The 19,083-nt window shown below is 69.5% G+C and carries 7 protein-coding genes; all 7 read right to left on the bottom strand.

What is annotated here, in order from left to right:
• Positions 1-63 precede the first annotated feature (63 nt).
• Complete coding sequence (locus tag IT780_RS08385) at positions 64-2,259, bottom strand: MMPL family transporter (RefSeq protein ID WP_199510884.1); 2,196 nt, start codon at positions 2,257-2,259, stop codon at positions 64-66.
• 173 nt (positions 2,260-2,432) lie between these two features.
• Positions 2,433-3,872 (bottom strand): endo-1,4-beta-xylanase, encoded by a 1,440-nt coding sequence (locus IT780_RS08380; RefSeq protein ID WP_199510883.1) that lies wholly within the window; start codon positions 3,870-3,872, stop codon positions 2,433-2,435.
• Positions 3,873-3,899: 27 nt separating this feature from the next.
• The gene (locus tag IT780_RS08375) at positions 3,900-5,333 is read right to left on the bottom strand and encodes an RICIN domain-containing protein (protein WP_199510882.1); all 1,434 of its coding nucleotides are present in this window, start codon (positions 5,331-5,333) and stop codon (positions 3,900-3,902) included.
• A 230-nt stretch (positions 5,334-5,563) separates the two neighbouring features.
• Positions 5,564-5,998: a hypothetical protein gene (locus IT780_RS08370; RefSeq protein WP_199510881.1), complete on the bottom strand. Its 435-nt coding sequence runs from the start codon at positions 5,996-5,998 to the stop codon at positions 5,564-5,566.
• A 4-nt stretch (positions 5,999-6,002) separates the two neighbouring features.
• The gene (locus IT780_RS08365; protein ID WP_199510880.1) at positions 6,003-6,920 is read right to left on the bottom strand and encodes a hypothetical protein; all 918 of its coding nucleotides are present in this window, start codon (positions 6,918-6,920) and stop codon (positions 6,003-6,005) included.
• 37 nt (positions 6,921-6,957) lie between these two features.
• Positions 6,958-13,251, bottom strand: a complete 6,294-nt coding sequence (locus tag IT780_RS08360) for an RHS repeat domain-containing protein (RefSeq protein WP_199510879.1) — start codon at positions 13,249-13,251, stop codon at positions 6,958-6,960.
• A gap of 29 nt (positions 13,252-13,280) precedes the next feature.
• Positions 13,281-18,872: an NIDO-like domain-containing protein gene (locus IT780_RS08355; RefSeq protein ID WP_199510878.1), complete on the bottom strand. Its 5,592-nt coding sequence runs from the start codon at positions 18,870-18,872 to the stop codon at positions 13,281-13,283.
• Positions 18,873-19,083: the final 211 nt, after the last annotated feature.

Raw genomic sequence — 19,083 nt, 5'->3', positions numbered from 1 at the left:
TCATACCGGCCTAAAATCCGACCCCCGGCGTACGCCTGCCACCGCGTGTTCTGTCGCCCTGTGCTACCGGGCGGCGGGGTGCGGGTCCCTGACCGGCTCCGGCGCCGGGAAGTTGTCCGCGGGATCGATGGAGACGTGCGGCAACACCCGGTCGAGCCAGCGCGGAATCCACCAGTTGGAACGACCCAGCAGATGCATGACGGCCGGCACCAGCAGGGTCCGTAGCACGAATGCGTCCAGCGCGACCGCCGCCGCCAGGCCGACGCCGAACTCCGAGGTCACCCGCTCGTCACCCAGCCCGGTGGAGCCGAACACGAGAATCATGATCGTGGCCGCTGCCGTGATCACCTGCCCGGTATCGGCCTGCCCCACCGCGACCGCCCTCCCGTTCTTCCCGGAGCGCAGCCACTCCTCATGGACCCGGCTGAGCAGGAAGACCTGATAGTCCATGGAAAGTCCGAAGAGGATGGCCAGCATCATGGCCGGCAGGTACGCCTCGATCGGGCCGGCCCGGCCGATCGTGATGAAGTTCATGTCCCAGCCCCACTGGAACACCGCGGTGACCACCCCGAAGGCCGCCGCCGCAGCCAGCAGGTTCATCACCGCCGCGGTGAGGGCCAGCACGATGCTCCGGAAGGCGACCAGGATGAGCAGGCACCCCAGACCGATCACGATGGCCAGGAACAGCGGCAGCTTCGCCGCGAAGATGTCGGAGAAGTCGTCGAACACCGCGGTCAGGCCGCCGACGTACACCTTGATGCCGGTGCCCGCGGTGGCCTGGGGAATGACCTCCTCGCGCAGCCGGGTGAGGGTCTCGCTGGTCGCTTCGTCCTGCGGCGCCGTGGACGGCACAACTTGCAGGATCGCGGCCGTCCCGGCGTCGTTCGGGATCGGCGTGCCGACCGACACGATCCCCGGGGTCTGCTTGACCTGCTCGGCCAGCCGGTTCAACGAGTCCGGCCCCGTTCCCGCCGGCAGGTCGGCCACGAGGAGCAACGGGCCGTTGAACCCGGGACCGAACCCCTCGGCGAGGAGGTCGTAGGCCTTGCGGGCGGTCTTGTCCGGCGGCAGGTTGCCCTCGTCGGCGGCACCGAGCCGCATGCTGGTGAAGGGCACCGCGAGGACGCACATGATCGCCAGGCCGAGCAGCGCGGGCCGGACCGGGTGCCGTTCGACCCAGTTCGACCAGCGTGTCCACCGGCTGCCCGCGGTGGACACGACGGGACCGTGCTCGGCCAGATGCTTGCGCTCCCGCCGGCTGAGCACTCGCTTGCCGATGACGCCGAGCAACGCGGGCAGGAAGGTGATGGCGCTGGCCACCGAGATCAGGACCGTCACGGCCGCGCCGATCGCCATCCCGGTGATGAAAGAGATGTCGAGGACGAACAGACCCAGCAGCGACACGATGACGGTCGCGCCCGCGAAGATCACCGCACGTCCGGAGGTGTCGAGCGCGTTCCCGATGGCCTCCTCGGCGGGGCGCCCCTGCTTCAACGCGTTGCGGTAGCGAGTGACGAGGAAAAGCGCGTAGTCCACACCGACGCCGAGGCCGATCAGCGCGGCCAGCGTCGGCGCGGTCGTACCGATGGTGATCGTGTTGGTGAGCAGGCCGACGGCGGAGATGCCCGCGCCGAGCGCGACGATGGCGCTCAGCAGGGGCAGCAGCATCGATGCCAGGGAGCCGAAGGCCAGGAAGAGTACGACCGCGGCCGCGATCAGACCGATGTAGATCTCACTACCGAAAGCGGCGCCGCCCTCGTTGGCGGAGATCGCGATCCCGCCCATCTCGACCTGCAGACCGCTGTTCCGGGCGGCCGCGGCCAGATCGAGCAGGTGCGTGATGTCCTCGGTCGGGATCTTGCTGGCGTCGTCATCGAAGTTGATCAGCGCGAACGCCGTCGCCTTGTCCGCGCTGATCTGCGCGGCACCGTATTCGCCATACGGGCTCAGCACCTGTGCCACATGCGGCGAACTCTCGATCTGCTGCATGGTCGCCGTCAGCCGGTCGCGAACGGCCGGGTCCGTGACGGCTCCTCCGGACGTGTGCCACACCAGGCTGACCGAGTCGCCGGACTCGCCGGGGAACGCCTTCTGCAGGAGATTGAGGGCCCGGGTCGAGTCGGTGCCCGGCAGGGAGAACGAGTCACTGTAGGCCGTGCCGACGGCGCTGCCCACGCCACCGAGCACCCCCACCATCGCGATCCACAAGGCAAGCACGATGAATCGGTGCCGGAAGCACCACCGGCCGAGCGTAGCCATCCTGAGGGCTCCTCATCGTAGGTCTGTGTTCTACAGTGCAGAGTAGCTCTACGTCGTAGAAAGTCAAACGGCCGCCGCCCCTTCAGGCGGTGGCCGTCGACGCGGCGCAGGGCCCGGAGCGGGTAGCTCCGGGCCCTGCGCTGTCGATGCCCAAGGCTGGCAGGTGCGGCCGGTCAGGGACTGGTGCAGGAGATGCTTCCAGGCGCCGTGCTGCTGCTCGCGTTGGCCACGAACCCGAAACTGGTCGAGGCGCTCGCGCCGAGCGAACCGTTGTAGTCGGCGTTGCGCACGCTGATCGCGCCGCTGGTGCCGGTGGCGACGCCGTTCCAGACGTTGACCAGGCTCTGCCCGCCGGCCAGCGTCAGGTTCACGGTCCAGCCGCTGAGTGTGGCGGAGCCGTTGTTGGCCACCGTGACCTCGCCCTGGAAGCCGCCGTTCCAGCTGTTGGTCGTGCGGTAGGTCGCCGTGCAGGCGCCCGGCTGGCTGCTCGGCGGGCTGCTCGGCGGGGTGCTGGGCGGGCTGCCGGGCGGGGTGCTGGGCGGGGTGCTGGGCGGGGTGCTGGTTCCGGGCACCGTGGTGGAGGCGGCGTTGAGCGCGCCGAGGACGGCCGAGTACGCCGGCTTGGGGTTGCTGTTGCGGTCGAACAGCAGCGGGTTCTCGCTGCCACGCCAGGAGTCGCTGTCCCGGATGCCCCACGTCGTGATGCCGACGCAGCGGGGGACGCTCGCGCATGCCTGGGTGAGACCCTGGTACTGGTTGGTCGCCGCGTTGGTGACGTCCGCCTCGGTCAGCGCCACGTCCACCCCGAGGGCCGCGAAGCTCGACAGCGTGGTCTGGAAGTTGCCCGGCAGCGAGCTACCGCCGGTGAAGTGGGTCTGCAGGCCGACGCAGTCGATCGGTACGCCGCGGGACTTGAAGTCGCGGATCATGTTGTAGACGCCCTGCGTCTTCGCGTACGTCCAGTTCTCGATGTTGTAGTCGTTGTAGCAGAGCTTGACCGACGGGTCGGCGGCGCGGGCGGTGCGGAACGCGACCTCGATCCAGTCGTTGCCGGTGGCCTGCAGATTGGACTGCCGGCGGCTGCCGTTCTCCGCGAACGCCTCGTTGACCACGTCCCAGTAGGCCAGCTTGCCCCTGTAGTGGGCCATCACGCCGTTGATGTGCTCGATCATCGCCTCGCGCAGGGCGCTGCCGCTGAGACTCCCCCAGAATCGCGGCTGCTGGGCGTGCCAGGCCAGGGTGTGGCCGCGTACCCGCATGCCGTGCTGGACGGCCCAGTTGTAGATGGCGTCGCCGGCGGCGAAGGTGAACTGGCCTCTGTTGGGCTCGGTGGCGTCGGGCTTCATCTCGTTGACGGCCGTCATCATGTCGAACTCGCGGTTCGCGATCGTGAGGAAACCCGAGTCGTTGAGGCGGTCGCCTCCCATGGCGGCGCCGAAATACCGGCCACTGCGCTCGGCCGCCGCCTTCAACGTCGTACCGGGCGGGCCGCTGAGATCGGCGTGCGCGAGGGTGGCCACGGCACCCGACGCCACGACGGTCACCGCGGCGACAGCACCGGCGATGAGCAGCCGGGCTCGAAGGCGCCGCGGGCGGGCGGGGAGTTCGTTCATCTGTCGCTTCCTTCTGGTCGTTTGTGCTCAACCCGCGGCGACGATCTTCCAGCGCTGGTTGGCGCTGGTGGAGTCGCCGTACTGACCGGCACTCGCGCCGGTCGCCGTGCGTCCCATGCCGTCGAGGTACAGGCCGGTGGCCCGGTTGCGAAGCCGGACGTTGTTCGCGTCGGTGAGCACGCTCCACTGCTGATTGGCCGAGGTTCCGGCGATGTATTGACCGGCGGCGCTGCCGTTCGTGGTCCGGCCCATGCCGTCGAAGTACAGGCCGGTGCCGACGTTCCTGATCCGTACGAAGGTGCCGGAGTTCTCGATCACCCACTGCTGGTTCGGACCGGAGCTGCCCGGGCCCTGCGCGACGTCGCTGCCCGCAGCGGTACGACCCCAGCCGTCGGCGTAGAGGCCGGTGGCGGCGTTCACGATGCGCACCGTGGTGCTGCCACCGGTGCCGATGCCCCAGGAGTAGCGCAGGCGGTTCAAGCCGGTCGGGTTGGTCAGCGTCAGGGTGAGGCTGGATCCGCTGCCGGAGCGTTTGGTGAGGCTGTACCAGTCACCGTCGCGCAGGCCGGGCCAGTAGACCCCTCCGACACCGAGCTCGCGCAGCTTGCTGCTGACGCCCCGGACGTAGTCGGCGAAGAAGGACCCGCTCGGGATGGAGTAGTCGATGGTGTCGTACGAGACCCCGTTCTTGGCGCCGGGACCCATCGGACCGCCCCATTCGGTGGCCACCGTCCGGGAGGCGTAACCGCCGATGGAGGCGGCGATGTGGTTGGCCCACGAGGTCTCGTCCTCGAATCCGGCGAAGAACGAGTAGTCGTGCACGGCGAGCAGGGTCTCGTTCAACCGGCTGTCCTGACCGACCGCGGCGACGTTCTGGGCGAGCCCGGCACCGTCCAGGATGACCCGGCCACGGGGCACGTCCGGGTGCCGGGCGAGCCAGGCGCTGTAGACGTTGTTCAGATCGGACGTGCCATATCCGTACGGTTCGTTGATGACCTCGAAATAGGCGTTGCTGTTGCCCCTGTACCGGGCCACGACGGTGTCCCACATCCGGTCGTAGGCGCCGACGTCCGCCGGGCGCCCGCCGGCGTGGGCCCAGTACGCCAGGATCACCTTGCCCTTGGTGAGCGCCTGGTCGACGGCGCCGGTGTACGTGTTCCAGTACGTCGCGACGGTCGGCTCGTTGATCGGCATGCGCACGGTGTCGGCGCCGGTGATGGAGGAGAGCTGGCCGACCACCCGATCGGCGACGACGGCCGCGGAGGCGTACGTGTCGGCCGGGCCGAGGCCCGAGACGTAGAGCACGCCGTCGACGAAGTTGTCGCGCTGATCCGCCCAGTTGACCCCGTGGAACTGCGTGGTATCGGCGCGTGCCGGGTCCTGAACCACGACGGCCCCGGCGAGGGTCAGCATTGAGGCGATCAGGATCCGGCCTGTCCGGCCGGCACGTGACATGCGCATCCCGACTCCCTCAGGCGCCTGGTGTGTGATGGCGAAGTTAGCGTTAACTATTACCCCAGCGCAATGACACATGTCGATACGTAATAGGAGTGCACCGCCACCCGAATCACATAACGCTTTTTCAGTGACTCGCTGATCGGATTTCATTGCGAGGCGCTCGATCAGGGCGGGAAGGGAGATCGGGGCGTCCCGCGTGCCGAGCGAGGTGTACCGGGCGGCGGCGTCGGGCGTCAGACGACGCCGAGGGCGGTTATCAGGTCCTCGAAGGCTTCCTCGGCCTCCACGTGATGCGCCCCGAGCGCCTCACGGACAGCGTCCGCGTCGGCGCTCAGCCCGGCCTCGGCCGCCCAGGAGACCGCCGCGCGCAGGACCTCGTCGGGGGGCATGCTCAGCGGCGGCGCGCCGTAGCGGTCGGCGACGTCGGGGTTCAGGTACGTGCGCCAGCGCTGCCCGCCCGGGGTCAGCGCCTCCACGTCGGCGACGTCGCTGTCCAGGACGAACGCCGAGACCGCCGGCGTGCCGGTGGCGGCGACCAGCTCGCCGAGGGCGCCCGGGACGTCGCCGTCGAGCTGGATCCAGCGCCAGCCGCCGGCTCTCTCCTCCTCGAACAGGGCGCCGGGGTAGGGGCCTGTGCGGGCAACCAGGATGCGGCCGGTGTAACCCATGCGCTCAGCCCTGCGCCTCGGCCGCGTCGCGACGGGACACGTAGTAGGGCGGGTCGTCCGGCGCGTCGGGCAGCGGCTCGCCCGGGCGCAGGGCGGGGGCGAGCACCGAGAACATCCGTTCGGCGACGGGCTGTCCGAAGTCACGCCAGTCGTCGGTGGCCAGCAGCCAGTAGCCGCCGTTGCTCAGCGCCTCCACCTGGGCGAACGCGCCGCTCGCGCGCAGCGCCGGGAGCCCGCCGAGGCGGTCGCCGACCTCCTGCGGGCAGATCGTCAGCCATGCGTACCCGCGCAGTGTCTGCCGGCTGGTGCGCGAGGTCTGGTCGGGCTGGCCGCGGAACACCGACTCGAACGCCGTACGGCCGCTCCCCCGGTCGTACGAGATCTCGCCGTACGCGAGGTTCCAGTCGTCGGCGAAGGAACGGACGAACGTGAGGGCCGACTTCTGGAACTCCGGGTCGTCGAGCAGCTCGGGCCCGAAGCGCACACTGAGGAACCACCAGCCGGGATCGTCGTCGTTGGTACGCAGCCCGATGGTCAGCGCCGGGAAGGCGTTGGGAAAGCCGGCGTGGTCAAGCGTGATCGCGGTCAGCTCGGCGCCGAACGGCGGAGCCGACAGCCCCTCGAGGAACGCTTTCCACGCCTTGGTGGAGTACGCCTTCGACTTCGTCCGTACCACGCCGCGGGCGCCCCGGGCCGAGGTGTGGATGGCACTCCACACCTCGCCCGGGTTGCCGTACGGCTCGTCGGCGGGCCGGCCCTTGAGGTTGTAGTCGGACATCGGCTCGGCGGCGAGCACCGCGGCGCGCAGCTTGCCACCCACCGCCTCGAAGGCGCCGGTGAACCAGGCCCGCAGCATCCGCGCCGCCGCCGCGTCGTCCGCCGGCCGCTCCACCGTCAGCTGGAGTTGCATCTGCCATGTCATCGGTTGCCTCCGGCTCCTTCCGCTCGCAGGAGTGCCATTATCCCCATGCGAACAGCGACCCGATGCCGGCCACGACGGCGACCGCGGCGACGGCGACCGGGGCGAGCACGATCGCGGCGACCACCACGACGGCCACCACCGCGACCACGGCTACCACCGCGACGACGGTCTCGACGTCGGGCGCGCCCACCTTGACTCCGTCGTTCGCGGGCAGTTCCGGCGCCCGGGCGCTCGTGGACGGGCTGGGCGTCCGCCCGCCGGGGCGCGGATAGTCGGTCGCTATCGGCGTCGGGGTGGACGTGGCGGTCGGCGTCGGCGTCGCCGCGGGTTCCTTGTCGTTGTCCTCGAACGAATAGACCTGGATGCCGTCCGCCGCGCCGTCCTCCACCAGGATCGTCGAGCCAGGTTTCGCCGGATTGGGAATGGAGGAGTTCATCGCCACGCCGAAGCGCGGGCCCTTCTCCACCTGTTTCTTGCTTTCCGCGGCGTACTTGGGATCGGTCTGGATCTGAGCCTGGAGCTTGTTCACGTAGCGGGTCAGCTGGGCCGGTCCCTCGGCCTCCGCCTGGCCGCCCTTGTGCTTCATCTCCCAGATGTAGATCCGGCCGCTGTCACAGTTCCAGCAGATGAGGTCGGCGTACCCGGGCTTGTTGTTGCCCTTGGACGATCCCTCCCGGATGAAGTTGTCGGCCTGGGTGACGGTGACCCGGGCGTGCGGCCACTTGATCTTGATCTGCCGCACCCGCTCGGCGATCGCGGCATCGTGCGGGATCTTGAAGACCTCCCACCAGCGGTCGCTGCCCTCGGAGTCGCCGCTGTCACCGCCGCCACCACCGCCGCCGCCGCCCTTGGCGGGCGGGTAGGCGGCCTCTCCGGGCTCGAGGTACGGCCGCTGGCCGTCCGGGTCGCACGACGAGATCGGGTTGTTGTCGGCGTACGAGTACCCGTTCATCTGCTGCGGGTCGGCGTTGTCCAGCACCGGGTCGACCGAGACGAACCGGGCGATGACCGGGTCGTACTCGCGGGCGCCGAGATGGGTCAGCCCGGTCGGATCGGCCTGACCGCCGAGGAAGCCGCGTTGGTTGGGCCACTGCGGCGCACTGCCCCGGTTGCCGCCGAACGGCGACTGGTAGCGGACCGTGGTGCGCTGGGTGGCCGCGTCGATGAGGAGGTTGGCGGTGCCCTGGTGGTCGTTGGCCAGCCAGGTGACGCCGCTGGTGGTGCGCATCGCGACGGTCTGGTCGGCCCACTTGTAGCTGCGCGTCTCGGCGATCGCGCCGGTCGCCCGGGTCAGCCGGATCTCGACGTCGCCCAGGTAGACCGTGGTGACCAGCGGGTCCTTGCGCAGCAGGCGGGTGCCGCCGGCGTCGTAGAGGAACGTCGTGGTGCTCGACCCGCTGGTGACCGACGCCAGATGCCCCTCGGCGTCCCAGGTCAGGGTCTGGTCGCCGGACCCGGTCGGGCGCCGCTTCAGATTGCCGATCTCGTCGTAGCCGTACGTGCCGGCCATGGCGCCGGTGGTGCTCGCCAGGGCGTTCTTGCCGTCGGCGATCTGATACTCGGTGAGGGCGTCGCCGGACGGCGTCCCGTGGTCGGTCTGGCTCTTGCGGTTTCCCGCGTCGTCGTAGGTCCACGACTGCCAGTACTTGGCCGGGCCGCCGAGTCCCGCCACGCTGCGCTTGGCCGGGTCGCAGCTGCCGTCGCCCGGTGTCCAGGCCTCGGTCAGGCGCTGGAGATAGTCCTGCGAGAAGCACTGGGTGTCGGCGTTGCCGCCGAGCCCGGTCAGCGGATCCGAGATGCGGGTGATGTTGCCGGCGTCGTCGTAGCTGTACTGCGGCTGGGACAGCACGCCCTTGGAGGTGGTGCTGGTCGTCGAGTGGTCGAGCCGGCCGGTGGACAGGTCGTACGCGTAGTCGCGGTAGGTCTCCACCGCACCGCGCTTGTCGGTGGTCAGCACGAAGCCGGTCGGCTGCGCGATCCCGGAGTACGACGTCGATTTCACGTACGCGTTGGCGCCCGGGTAGTCGCTGTCCACGCTGGACGGCAGGCCGCTCGCCGGGTCGTAGTTGTAGAAGATCGTCTCCGGCATCAGGTCGGCGCGGCCGCCGTACGTGTAGCCGGAGACGCTGCTGTCCGTCGCGATGTTGTAGCCGATGATGTACGAGTAATCGCCGGCCAGCGCTCCCTCGGATGCCGGCAGCGTGGTCGTGGTGCCCGTGGACAGCCCGCGGGGGTTGTAGCCGCGGATCGCGGTCTTGTACTCGTCCGACCCGACCCACCGGCTGGTCGACGCGACCTTGCCCTTGCCGCCGGGAGCCGTGTCGTACGCCCAGGTGGCCCGCTTGGCGTTGGTGGCCTTGTCGAAGATGCCGGTCTTGCGGCCCAGCCCGTCGTACGAGTACTTCAGCGCGGACGCGGCGCCGCGTGCGTCGGACACGGTGGCCATGCGGTCGGCGGTGTCGAACGTGTAGTCGACCGTACCCTTGTCCGGGTCCTTGGTCTGGACGAGCCGGCCCCGCAGGTCGCGCTTGTACTCCCACTTGGCGCCGCCCGGGCCGGTGACCAGCACCAGCTCGCCCTTGCGGTTGTAGGCGTAGCTGGTGACCGTGCCGCTGTCGACCCCGGCGCCGGGCTTGTACTGCTTGAGGGCGACGGTCTTGCCGATGGCGTTGGTGACGGTCTGCACCGCCGTGCCGCCCTGCGGCGGGATCTTGCTGGTGCGGTCACCGCCGTAGACCATCGTGGTGCGCCAGCGCTCGGTGCCGCGCGGCTGGAAGATCTGCGCGATCGTCCGGCCGGCCTGATCGTAGGTGGTCCGGGTCTGCGGGTAGACCAGGTCCGCCTCGACGGTGGCCAGGTCCTTGCCCGGCGGGTTGTTGTTGACCACCGGGCCCAGCTCGAGCACCGCCCTGCCGGCCGAGTCGTAGCGGGTCTCCGTCACCATGCGCGACTTCGCGGTCGGCGAGTCGGCCTGGGTCTGACGCTTGCGCAGCAGCGAGTCGAAGAGCGTGTAGCTGGTGACGTAGTTGCCGGCCGCGTTGAGCGTCTGGGTGCGGGTGGCGACCACGCCGTCGGTGCGCATCTCGTACGTGAACACGGCGTTCGCGCCGGCCGAGCGGCTCCGGCCCGGCTGCCACACCGCGGCCGTACGCCCCAGGGCGTCGAACGTGATGTCGGTACGGTTCTCGTTCTCGTCCACCGCGGCGGTCTGCGCGCCCCACGCCGGGTCGAACTCCGACGACGTCGTGTGCAGCTTCGAGTCGGCCACGGTGGTCTGCGTGACCTTGACGACGCCGCCGCCGGACACCCGGTCGTACGCGGTGGTGCGCTTGACGCCGGCCAGGTCCCACGCCTGATCGGTACGGCCGTAGTCGTCGTAGTGCGCCCGCTGCTGCGCGACGAACGTCATGCTCGTGGGGCTGCTCCAGGTGGCCAGCGACTCCACCCGGGTCACGTCGCCGTAGGTGCTCGGCGCGGCGCCCGCGCTCACCGAGTTGTCGAAGAAGTTGCGGGTGATCCCGATGACGTCGTCGGCGGTCTTCGGCGCGACCGCGCAGGGGCGCGCGTACGTCTCGACCTTCGACGGCCGATCCATGATCCAGATGGTGCTGTTGCGGGCGTACGTCGTCTTGACGCACGTCTCGTCGCCGGGAACGGTGTCGCTGCCGACCACCGCGTCGTCGCCGCCGTCGTCGGTCTGCACGAGCATGCCGCGGTCGTCGTACTTCATGGTCTTGGTCGTGCGGCGCCACGAGTCGTCCGCCGGGCGCAGGGTACGGCTGCGGGTCGCCGCGACGTTGACGAAGCGCGCCTCGGTGGCGACGTTGTCGACGGTCCGGGTCGCGGTGGCCGCCGACTGCCACGGTGTGGAGACGCTCGCCGAGATGACCTTGTCGTTGTCGTACGTGCGCTCCTCACGCACCATGCCCGCGAAGGCGTCCGAGTCCGCGACGGCCGGCGACGTGTCGATCGCCGGCAGGCTGATGTCGCGCCGCCCGCCCGTGGTCTTGTCGCCGTCCATGCCCCGGAAGTAGGACGTCTCGGTGCGGGTCTGCTCCCCCGCCTCGCCGCGCAGGACCCGTACGCCCTCGTAGCCGCGCCACTGGCCCCAGGTCAGCCGGGACTTCTTGACCAGGCCGTTGTACTCGTCGTAGTGCCAGGCCGGTTTGCCGAGGTACTCGTACTTGCTCTTCACCGAGGGCGAGCCGCCGGTCAGGTCGGTCTCGGTGACGGCGCGGAGCACGTACTTGTGGAAGTAGTCCACGATCGGGTTCTCGAACCCGTCCGGGGTCCACTTGACCGGGTAGCAGAGCAGCTGGTTGGTGTCGAGGTGGTCCTTGTCCGGCTCGAGCGTGTCCGCGACGCACTGCGGGTCGGTGTAGAAGACCGACGTCTGGCCCCCGCTCTCACTGCGGATCGCGGTCAGGCGAGGCCATGCGTACGCGTAGATGTCGTCGGAATTCGAGTCCACGCGGTTGTTCATCTTCGTGCCGGTCAGCACGGTCTCCGGCAGCGTGATCGTCCCGCCGACGTGGCCGGTGTGGGTGATGCCGGCGAGCCAGAGCCCGGCGTGGTTGCCGTCCAGCGGCTCGGTCCACGACGCCCGCAGCGTCCACGAATCGACCTTGCGGTAGCCCGAGCCGCCCCAGACCTGCGTGGTCACCTTCGCCAGCCGCTTGGTCGACCAGAACGTCGGCGAGAAGTTGTCCTTGCAGTCGGTGTTCTCCTTGCACCGCTTGTCCAGCGGGGTGTCGAGCCAGTTCTTCCAGTTGTCCTTGTCGTCGATGTCGCAGCCGGTCGTCTTGGAACAGCGGTCGTCCGGATCGAAGAGGACCTGCATCGGCGCCGTGCCGAAGATGTCATCGGTACGGGTGCCGTAGTCGATCCGGCTCAGCATGCCGCCGCGGGTGTACTTCGAGCGCTTGGTCGCGTCGTTGTTGCGGCCGTACCAGTTGTCCTCCGCCGCGTACCAGTACGAGAGCGTGTTCTGGTGCGGGTCCACGACGTAGTCGAGGTTCCAGCGCCAGCCCTCGTCGCAGAAGGAGTCGACGAAGGCGTCCTTGTGGCAGGTCTCGTCGGTGTTGTTGCCGGCCACCGGCACGGTCCAGACCGACTTGGTCTCGGCCTTGTTCGCACTCCAGCCGGGCAGCCGGTTGCGCCCGAACCAGTACTGCACACCGTCGGACGTGGTGGCCTTCCAGTACTCGCCGTCGTCGTCACCGTTGGCGAAGCTGGTGTCTTTCGCCAGCTCGACCTTCGTGCCGTCGTCCTTCTTCGGGTGCCAGTACTTGTCGGTCGCGTTGTAGATCAGCTCGTTCGTCGACCCGCCCAGCGAGAGCACCACGCTCGAGCCGTCCGACTGGCAGAAGTCGCCGGTCTTCTTGCTGTTGTTGGCGTTGCCGCCCATGTCGTCGAGGCAGCTCTTGTACTTGCGCTCGACGTAACCCGGCGAGTACTCGAAGCCCTCGCCCAGCCAGGACGGCTGGTTGTTGGTGGCCGACGTCCGCCCGTCGATGGACTGCGAGGAGTAGTTGAAGCTCACCTTGGGCGCCTGGCCACCCAGCGCGGGCGGCATCCGCAGCGGATAGCTCCAGGTGAAGTCGCCGGTGCTGCCGCCGGCCTGCCAGGTGGAGGACGGCGCGACGTCGGTGGCGCCGAAGTCGCCGGCCGGTCCGGACTCGCCGCCGACCAGCGCGACCAGCGAGGTGCCGGAGGCCGCCAGGGAGGCGGTCGTGGTGAGCACGCCGCGCCGGTAGTCGTTGGAGCCGGCGAGCGGCTTTCCCGCGCACGCCGCCGCGGACGGCGTGGTGAGGGCGCAGTCGGGCAGCGCGACCGCCCGCAGCCGGGAGGCCCAGTCCCCGCCGTAAAGGTTGCGGAACCCGCGGTAGTCGATGCTCAGCGGCACCCGGGTCCCGGCCACCGCGGCGGCCCGGGTCGTGGCGCCCGGGGCGGCGCCGACGCGCAGCAGCACTCCGGGCACCCCGGCCCGGTCGCTGGCGGCCCGGTCGAGGAACTCCACGCGCAGGGTGGCCGCCGTGGTCGAGGCGACCTTGACCGGCAGGGCGCCGGCTTTGGCGGGCCGGCCGGTCGCGGCGACCTCGGCGGCGCCGGTCGGCCACGCCGCGTCCGGCACCGCGCCGGTGAGCATCTTCGTGTTCGGCATGACGGCGGCGCGGACCGGCACCTTCGTCATCGGCACCGGCTTGGCGTCCTGCGGCGCCGGGTGGTCGTAGCCGGGGTCGGCGTACGCGGGCGCGCGGACGCCGAGGACCAGCGTGACCGACGCGACCATGACGCAGACGAGGGTCCTGCGGGCAGGGGCCATCCTCATGAGGGGGTCTCCCGGTTCGTGAAGGTGGTTCAGGAGCGGCGGATGAGGATGGCTTCGTGGTCGCGCAGGGTGTCGTCGTACTGGGAGATCGAGAGGCCGTCGGTACCGTCCGGGTTCTCGACGCCGGCCGCGCCGCCACCGTTGTTGACGAGGGCCGCGGTGATGTTGTCGTAGTTGAACAGCATCGAGCCGTCCTCGTTGAGGATGACCTCGACCGACAGCTGCGGGCCGCTGGGCGTGAAGCGCACGTTGCGCCACTCGATCACGAACTGCCGCCGGCCGGGCTCGCCGAGCACGCTGGTCCACATCGACGCGTCGCCGTCGAGCCAGAAGTCGCGGCCGAACGGGACGATGAGGGTGTTCATCTGGTCGGCGGTCGGGATCGGCGTCGACGTGTGGAACCACCAGTAGTCGGGGTCGTCCGGGTCCCGGAGTGAGGGCAGGACGCCGTAGACCGTGCCGTACGGGTCGTACCAGACCGATGTGCGGTCGGTGCCGTACAGGTTGAACGCGAACGGCAGGTCCAGCTTCTGGAAGTAGTCGTCGGTCATGGTGATCTGCTGGGTGCCGCGGACGAACGGGGTGTCCTTCTGCACCGTGCAGGCGTAGCCGTACTTGTCCTTCTTCCGCGCGACGGTGAAGTCACGGGTGTCGGACCACTCGACGTGCACGTTGAGCGCCGAGGCGATGTCGCCGCAGCGGGACTCCTCGCTGACGTAGATGTCGTAGTCGTCGCTCTCCAGCCCGGTGAACTCGTACCGTCCGTCGGCCTGCGTGACCGTCGCCGGTCCGCCCACCTCCGTGCCGAGCTTGACGGTCGTGCCCGCCGAGGGCGTGCCGTCCGGCTTGCGCACCGTGCCGGACAGCGTCCAGCCCTCGTCGCCCGGCGGGTGGAAGAACACCGAGTCGCCCGACCGGACGTCGGTGTCCTGGTACGAGTACTGGTAACCGGCCGTCCCGCCCTGGTTCTCGATGCCGATCGTGGCATCCGAGCTGCCGAGGGAGACGTCGGGCGCGGCGGTGTAGGTGAACGAGACCCCGCCGTGCTCGCCGAGCAGGACCTCGAACGAGAACCGCTCACCCGGGTTCCAGGAGAGCTGCACGTCCCGCCACTCGACCACGAACTGCCGGTTCGGCGCCTTGCCGATGGTGGCGGTCCGCACGCTCGACGAGGCGTCGACCAGCAGGTCGGACCAGAGGGGTGCGACCAGGTTGTTCGGGCCGGCCGGGTCGGGCAGCGAGGAGGACACCGGCTTGGACGCGCCCGGGTCGGCGAAGTACAGCACGCCGTTGGTGTCCACCCAGGCGGTCGAGTAATTGGTGCCGTAGAACGGGAAGGCGAAGGGCAGGGCGGTGCTCTTGTACGCGTTGTCGCCGGTCAGCGCGAGCGCGGTGGTCGCCCGGGTGAACGGCCTGTCCCGCGTGGCCTTGCAGCGGTATCCGGCCCCGTCGACCTGCCGGCTCTGGTGCAGGTCCACGACGGCGTCGGTGTCCAGGAAGACGTCACCCAGCGCCATGTCACCGCAGCGCCATTCGTTGTCGCCGTTGCTGCGCAGGTGGTAGTCGCCGGTCTCGAGATCGGTGTACTGGAACGATCCGTCGCGGCCCGTCCAGTACGAGACGCCCATCGGCTCCAGGCGGACCTCGTTGAACGCGTACGGGGCATCGTTGCGGTCCGTGACCTTGCCGGACAGCGACCACGAGCCGAGCGGCTGCGGGTTCTCCGGGTAGCGGAAGGTGATCGCCTGCCCGTTGGCCACGACCGGCTGGTTGTCCTGGAACTGCACGCCGTTGCGGCCGCCGGGACTCTCGATGCCCACCACGGCCTCGGACGCGGCGAGCTTGTCGACCGGCAGGTTCTGGTAGTTGAACGTGATGGACTGGTCCTCGCCGATGATCATCTCGACCGAGAACGTCGTGTGGGCGTCGTCGAGGCTGCGGTAGAGGTTGCGCCACTCCACGACGACCTTGCGGTTGGGCGCCTCGCCCACCACGGCGGTGTGGATGAGGTCGTTGTAGTCCTCGGCCTCGAAGTAGCCCCACAGCGGCGCGACGATGGCATTGACGTCGTGCGGGTCCGGGATCGAGTTCGGCCCCGCGAGCGACCCGCCGTTGTACTCGTTCGGCTGGTTGAACTGGGCGGCGCCGGCCTTGTCGACCCGGATCGCCGTGAGGTCGCGGCCGTAGTAGTTGAAGGTGAACGGCAGCTCGATCTCCGGGCTCTGCCAGTCCTCCATCGGGACCGCGGTGGTGCCGGGGATGAACGTGGCGGCCGCGACGGTGCAGGTGTAGCCGAACGCGTCACCCTGCGGCTTCAGCGCGAGGTCCACCCCGGCCGGGCCTTCCGGCAGCTCCAGGTCCGAGCCGGCGAACAGCGCGCAGCGGTTGGTGCCCAGGACCGCCGAGATCTGGTACGAGCCCGGCGTGAGCCCGGTGAACGCGTACTTGCCCGCGCTGTCGGTGGTCGCGACCGTACCCGTCGGCTGGAGGGTGACCGTGGCCCCGGCGACCGGCTTGAGCGTCGCCTCGTCGACGACCGTGCCGGAGACGCTGGTCGCCAGGTGCGGCCGCAGGTCCCAGCGTCCGGCGTCGCTCTGCGCCCCGGCGGTGGTGCCGTCGTCGTAGTAGGCGAACGCGCCCACGTACGCCACATCGCTGTCGGTGAGCGTGACCTGGACCGTGACCGGGGTGCCGTTCGCGTTGGCGTTGACGGTCCGGACGTCCGCGATGCTGGTGTAGTACTTGAACTTCTTGACGTTGGTGTCGCCACCCGAGCTGAGCGTCAGCGTGAACGCCGTCCCGACGGTGACGTCCGGGCTGGCCGTCGTGACGATCGGCGCGACCGGGTAGAACTGGGCCTTGGCGTCGCTCACGGCGGTGAGCCGGTTCCACACCTTGACGTCGTCGATCTGGCCGGCGAAGAAGGCGGTGTTGGCGCCGTTGAGCTTGGCGCGGCCGATCGCCACCCCGCCCCCGGCGTTCCACATGGCCACCGGCACGGCGACCGACTTGGCCAGCCTGCCGTTGACGTAGAGCGCCAGGGTGCGGTTCGCCGAGTCGTAGGCGCCCTGCAGATGGGTCCACACGTTGAGGGCGGCGCCGGCCGGACCGGCGGCGGTGGTCACGGCCGGGGCGGCGACGTCGGTCTGGTTGAGCGAGAACCGCCAGCAGTCGCAGGAGAGGTTGTACTCCAGGCTGAACGCGCTGGACTTGCTGCCGTCCTGGCTGACCACCGTACGGTTCGTGGTCTTCGTGGTGAGCTTGACCCAGGCGCCGACGGTCAGGCTCTGGTCGGTGCGTACGGGGGTGTTGCCGGTGTCCGTGGTGTTGCGGCCGGTCAGCGGGCCGGCGGTGGCGGCGAACTGGTTGGTGCCGTTGAAGCTGAGCGCCTTGCCCGCGCTCCCCCGGCCGGCGACCCAGGTGGCGCCGGTGATCGTCGCGGTGTCCGGGTGCGCCGTGTAGGCGTCGGCGGTGGAGGTTCCGGTGCCCTCGTCGAGCTTGAAATGCGCGGCCGGCAGGGAACCGGGCCCGACGCCGAACTCGTACTGGAAGAAGTCCGCATCCGTGCCGCCGGTGCCCTTGCTGAGGTTGCCGGCCTTGTCGACGCTCCACACCCGCAGCGTGTTGACGCCCTGCTTGGCCGGGTAGATCGTGGCCTGCCCGACGCCGTTCGCGTCCGGCGACACCTTCTTGCACGATGTCGAGTCGGTGGTGTCCGCGACGGTGTAGCAGAAGTGGTCGAAGTCGGTCCGCACGCTCGGTGGGTTGAACGTGAACAGGTCCGGCTGACCGAGCCCGCCGGCCGGGTTCGCGTCCTTGTACATGGTCGCGGAGACGCCGGTCGGTTTCGGCGGCGCGGTGGCGTCGACGGTGAACGGGCACTTCGCCGACCACAGCGAGTTGTCGATCTGGTCGTTCGAGCGCGACTGGAGGTAGTAGTCACCGTCGGCCAGGCTCGCCGTGGCGTTGCCCTGGGCGATGCCGGGGTTGCCGAGGTCGGAGCGGGTCACCAGCCGGCTGCTGCTGACGCCGGCGCTCGACGGCGACCAGTAGAGGCGGCCGGTCATCGGCTGCCCGGTGTCCGGGTCGGTGACGCGGGCCTTCAGCAGCGGCGTGCGCGTGCGTACCCAGAGCTTGGATCCGTTGTTGCAGGTCTTGCCGTCGACCGCCATCTGGTCGGGCTTGTTCGGGTACGAGTTGTACGTGATCGACAGCTGAGCGGTGTTCTTGTCGTAGCGCTTCCACGACTTCGTGTCCGACTCGTCCTTGGCACGCAGCCCGAGCGTCGCCACCGAGGCCCCGTCCCGCGCCTTCTTCTGCACGAAGCCGGTGGCGTCGAAGTCGGCTGGCCCCACCGGGCATTTGCCGCTGTTGAAGAACTTCAGCGACTTCGACGTGCCCTGCGCGCTCAGCCAGCCCGACCGGTCCTTGTTCCAGCCCGTGTTCCAGGTGGTGTTCTGGTCGGTGTTGTTCGTGCCCCACAGCTGCGTGACGCGTGCCGTGCTGTCCCCGCAGTGGCTCGACGACCAGGTCTGCTTGATGCTGAAGGTGGCCTTGCTGACGTTCTTGTTCTTCACCTTGGTGGTGTTGAACTCGAAGAACGTCCGCACCAGGAAGCCACCGTCCTCCGGCGACTTGCCGACCTTGATCTCACCGGCGTACGAGTTGGAGCTCGACGGGAGGCCCTGGTTGTAGAAGGCGCTGGAGGTGTGGCTGGCCACCGTGGACCAGTGGTTCAGGCCGACGCCGGTGATCTGCCAGACCGGGTCGATCATCACGGGGAACTTGGTGTCCCTGCCGCGCAACAGCTTCAGGTCGGGCACGATGGTCATCGCCCCGGAGCCGAGCTCGACCTTGACCGGCGCCTGCCGCGGCTCGATCTCCCCGCGCTTCCCGTCGCGGGTCCGCGAGTCCCACATGGTGGCGGTGCCCTGCATGCGTACCTCGCCCCGGCCGTCGACCGCGGCGATCACACCGGGCCCCTTGGCCGCCTTCCGCGTACGCAGCCCGCTGGACGACAGGGCCATCCGTACCCGCTCGAGGGCGGGGTTCGCGGCCGCCCGGCGGTTCTTGACCACCAGCATGTGCGTGAACCCGTCGACGCCCGCCTCGACCCGCAGGTCCACGCCGGGCAGCACCTCGCGGTAGACCGCCGCGGAGCCGTGCACCTCCGGCGTGGGCAGCTTCTTGCCCCAGCCCAGCCGGATCTGCTTGTCGTCCGCGCCCATCGAGGCGAACGCCGTGTCACCGCCACCGGAGAACCGCATCGGCGCGACGGCGGCCGTGGGCGACAGCGACCCGTCGGCGTTGCGCTTCAGCGTCGGATCGGTCGCCACCCAGCCTTTGCCCCGCTTGACGCGGATCGGCATCAGGCTCGACTCGAGGGTGAAGGAGCCGTTCGGGTTGGCCCAGAGCGTGGCGGTCTCGGTGCGCTCCCCGACCACCTCGACGCGGTGAGCGCCCTTGCGCGCGGCGTCAGAGGCCGCGGCGGACTCCGACGGCGGTGCGGATGGTTCGGCAACGGCCGGTGCGCCGGGCGCGAGGACCGCGGCCGAGACACCGAGAAGAAGGACTGTGGCGTACGTCGTGCGGACACGACTGAGCACACTGGAACGCACCATGATGTTTCCCCCGTGGTCGTGCGATGGCGCCAGCGTAGGGAAGACATTCACGATTAGCAATCAAAAGTTGATCAGCCCGGGCACAGCTGACGGCTCGGGATGGCCGGGAGATCCGGTAAGGCTGATTGCCCTGACGCGGGAAATTGCGCGCCGACACGTCCCAGTCCGTGTGACGGTGCTCGGGGGAACGCGCCGCGCGTGCCAAGGTGGA

This window comes from Nucisporomicrobium flavum (assembly GCF_016464385.1).
Classification (GTDB): domain Bacteria; phylum Actinomycetota; class Actinomycetes; order Mycobacteriales; family Micromonosporaceae; genus Actinoplanes; species Actinoplanes flavus_A.
This window is presented reverse-complemented; position numbering and strand designations above follow the sequence as displayed.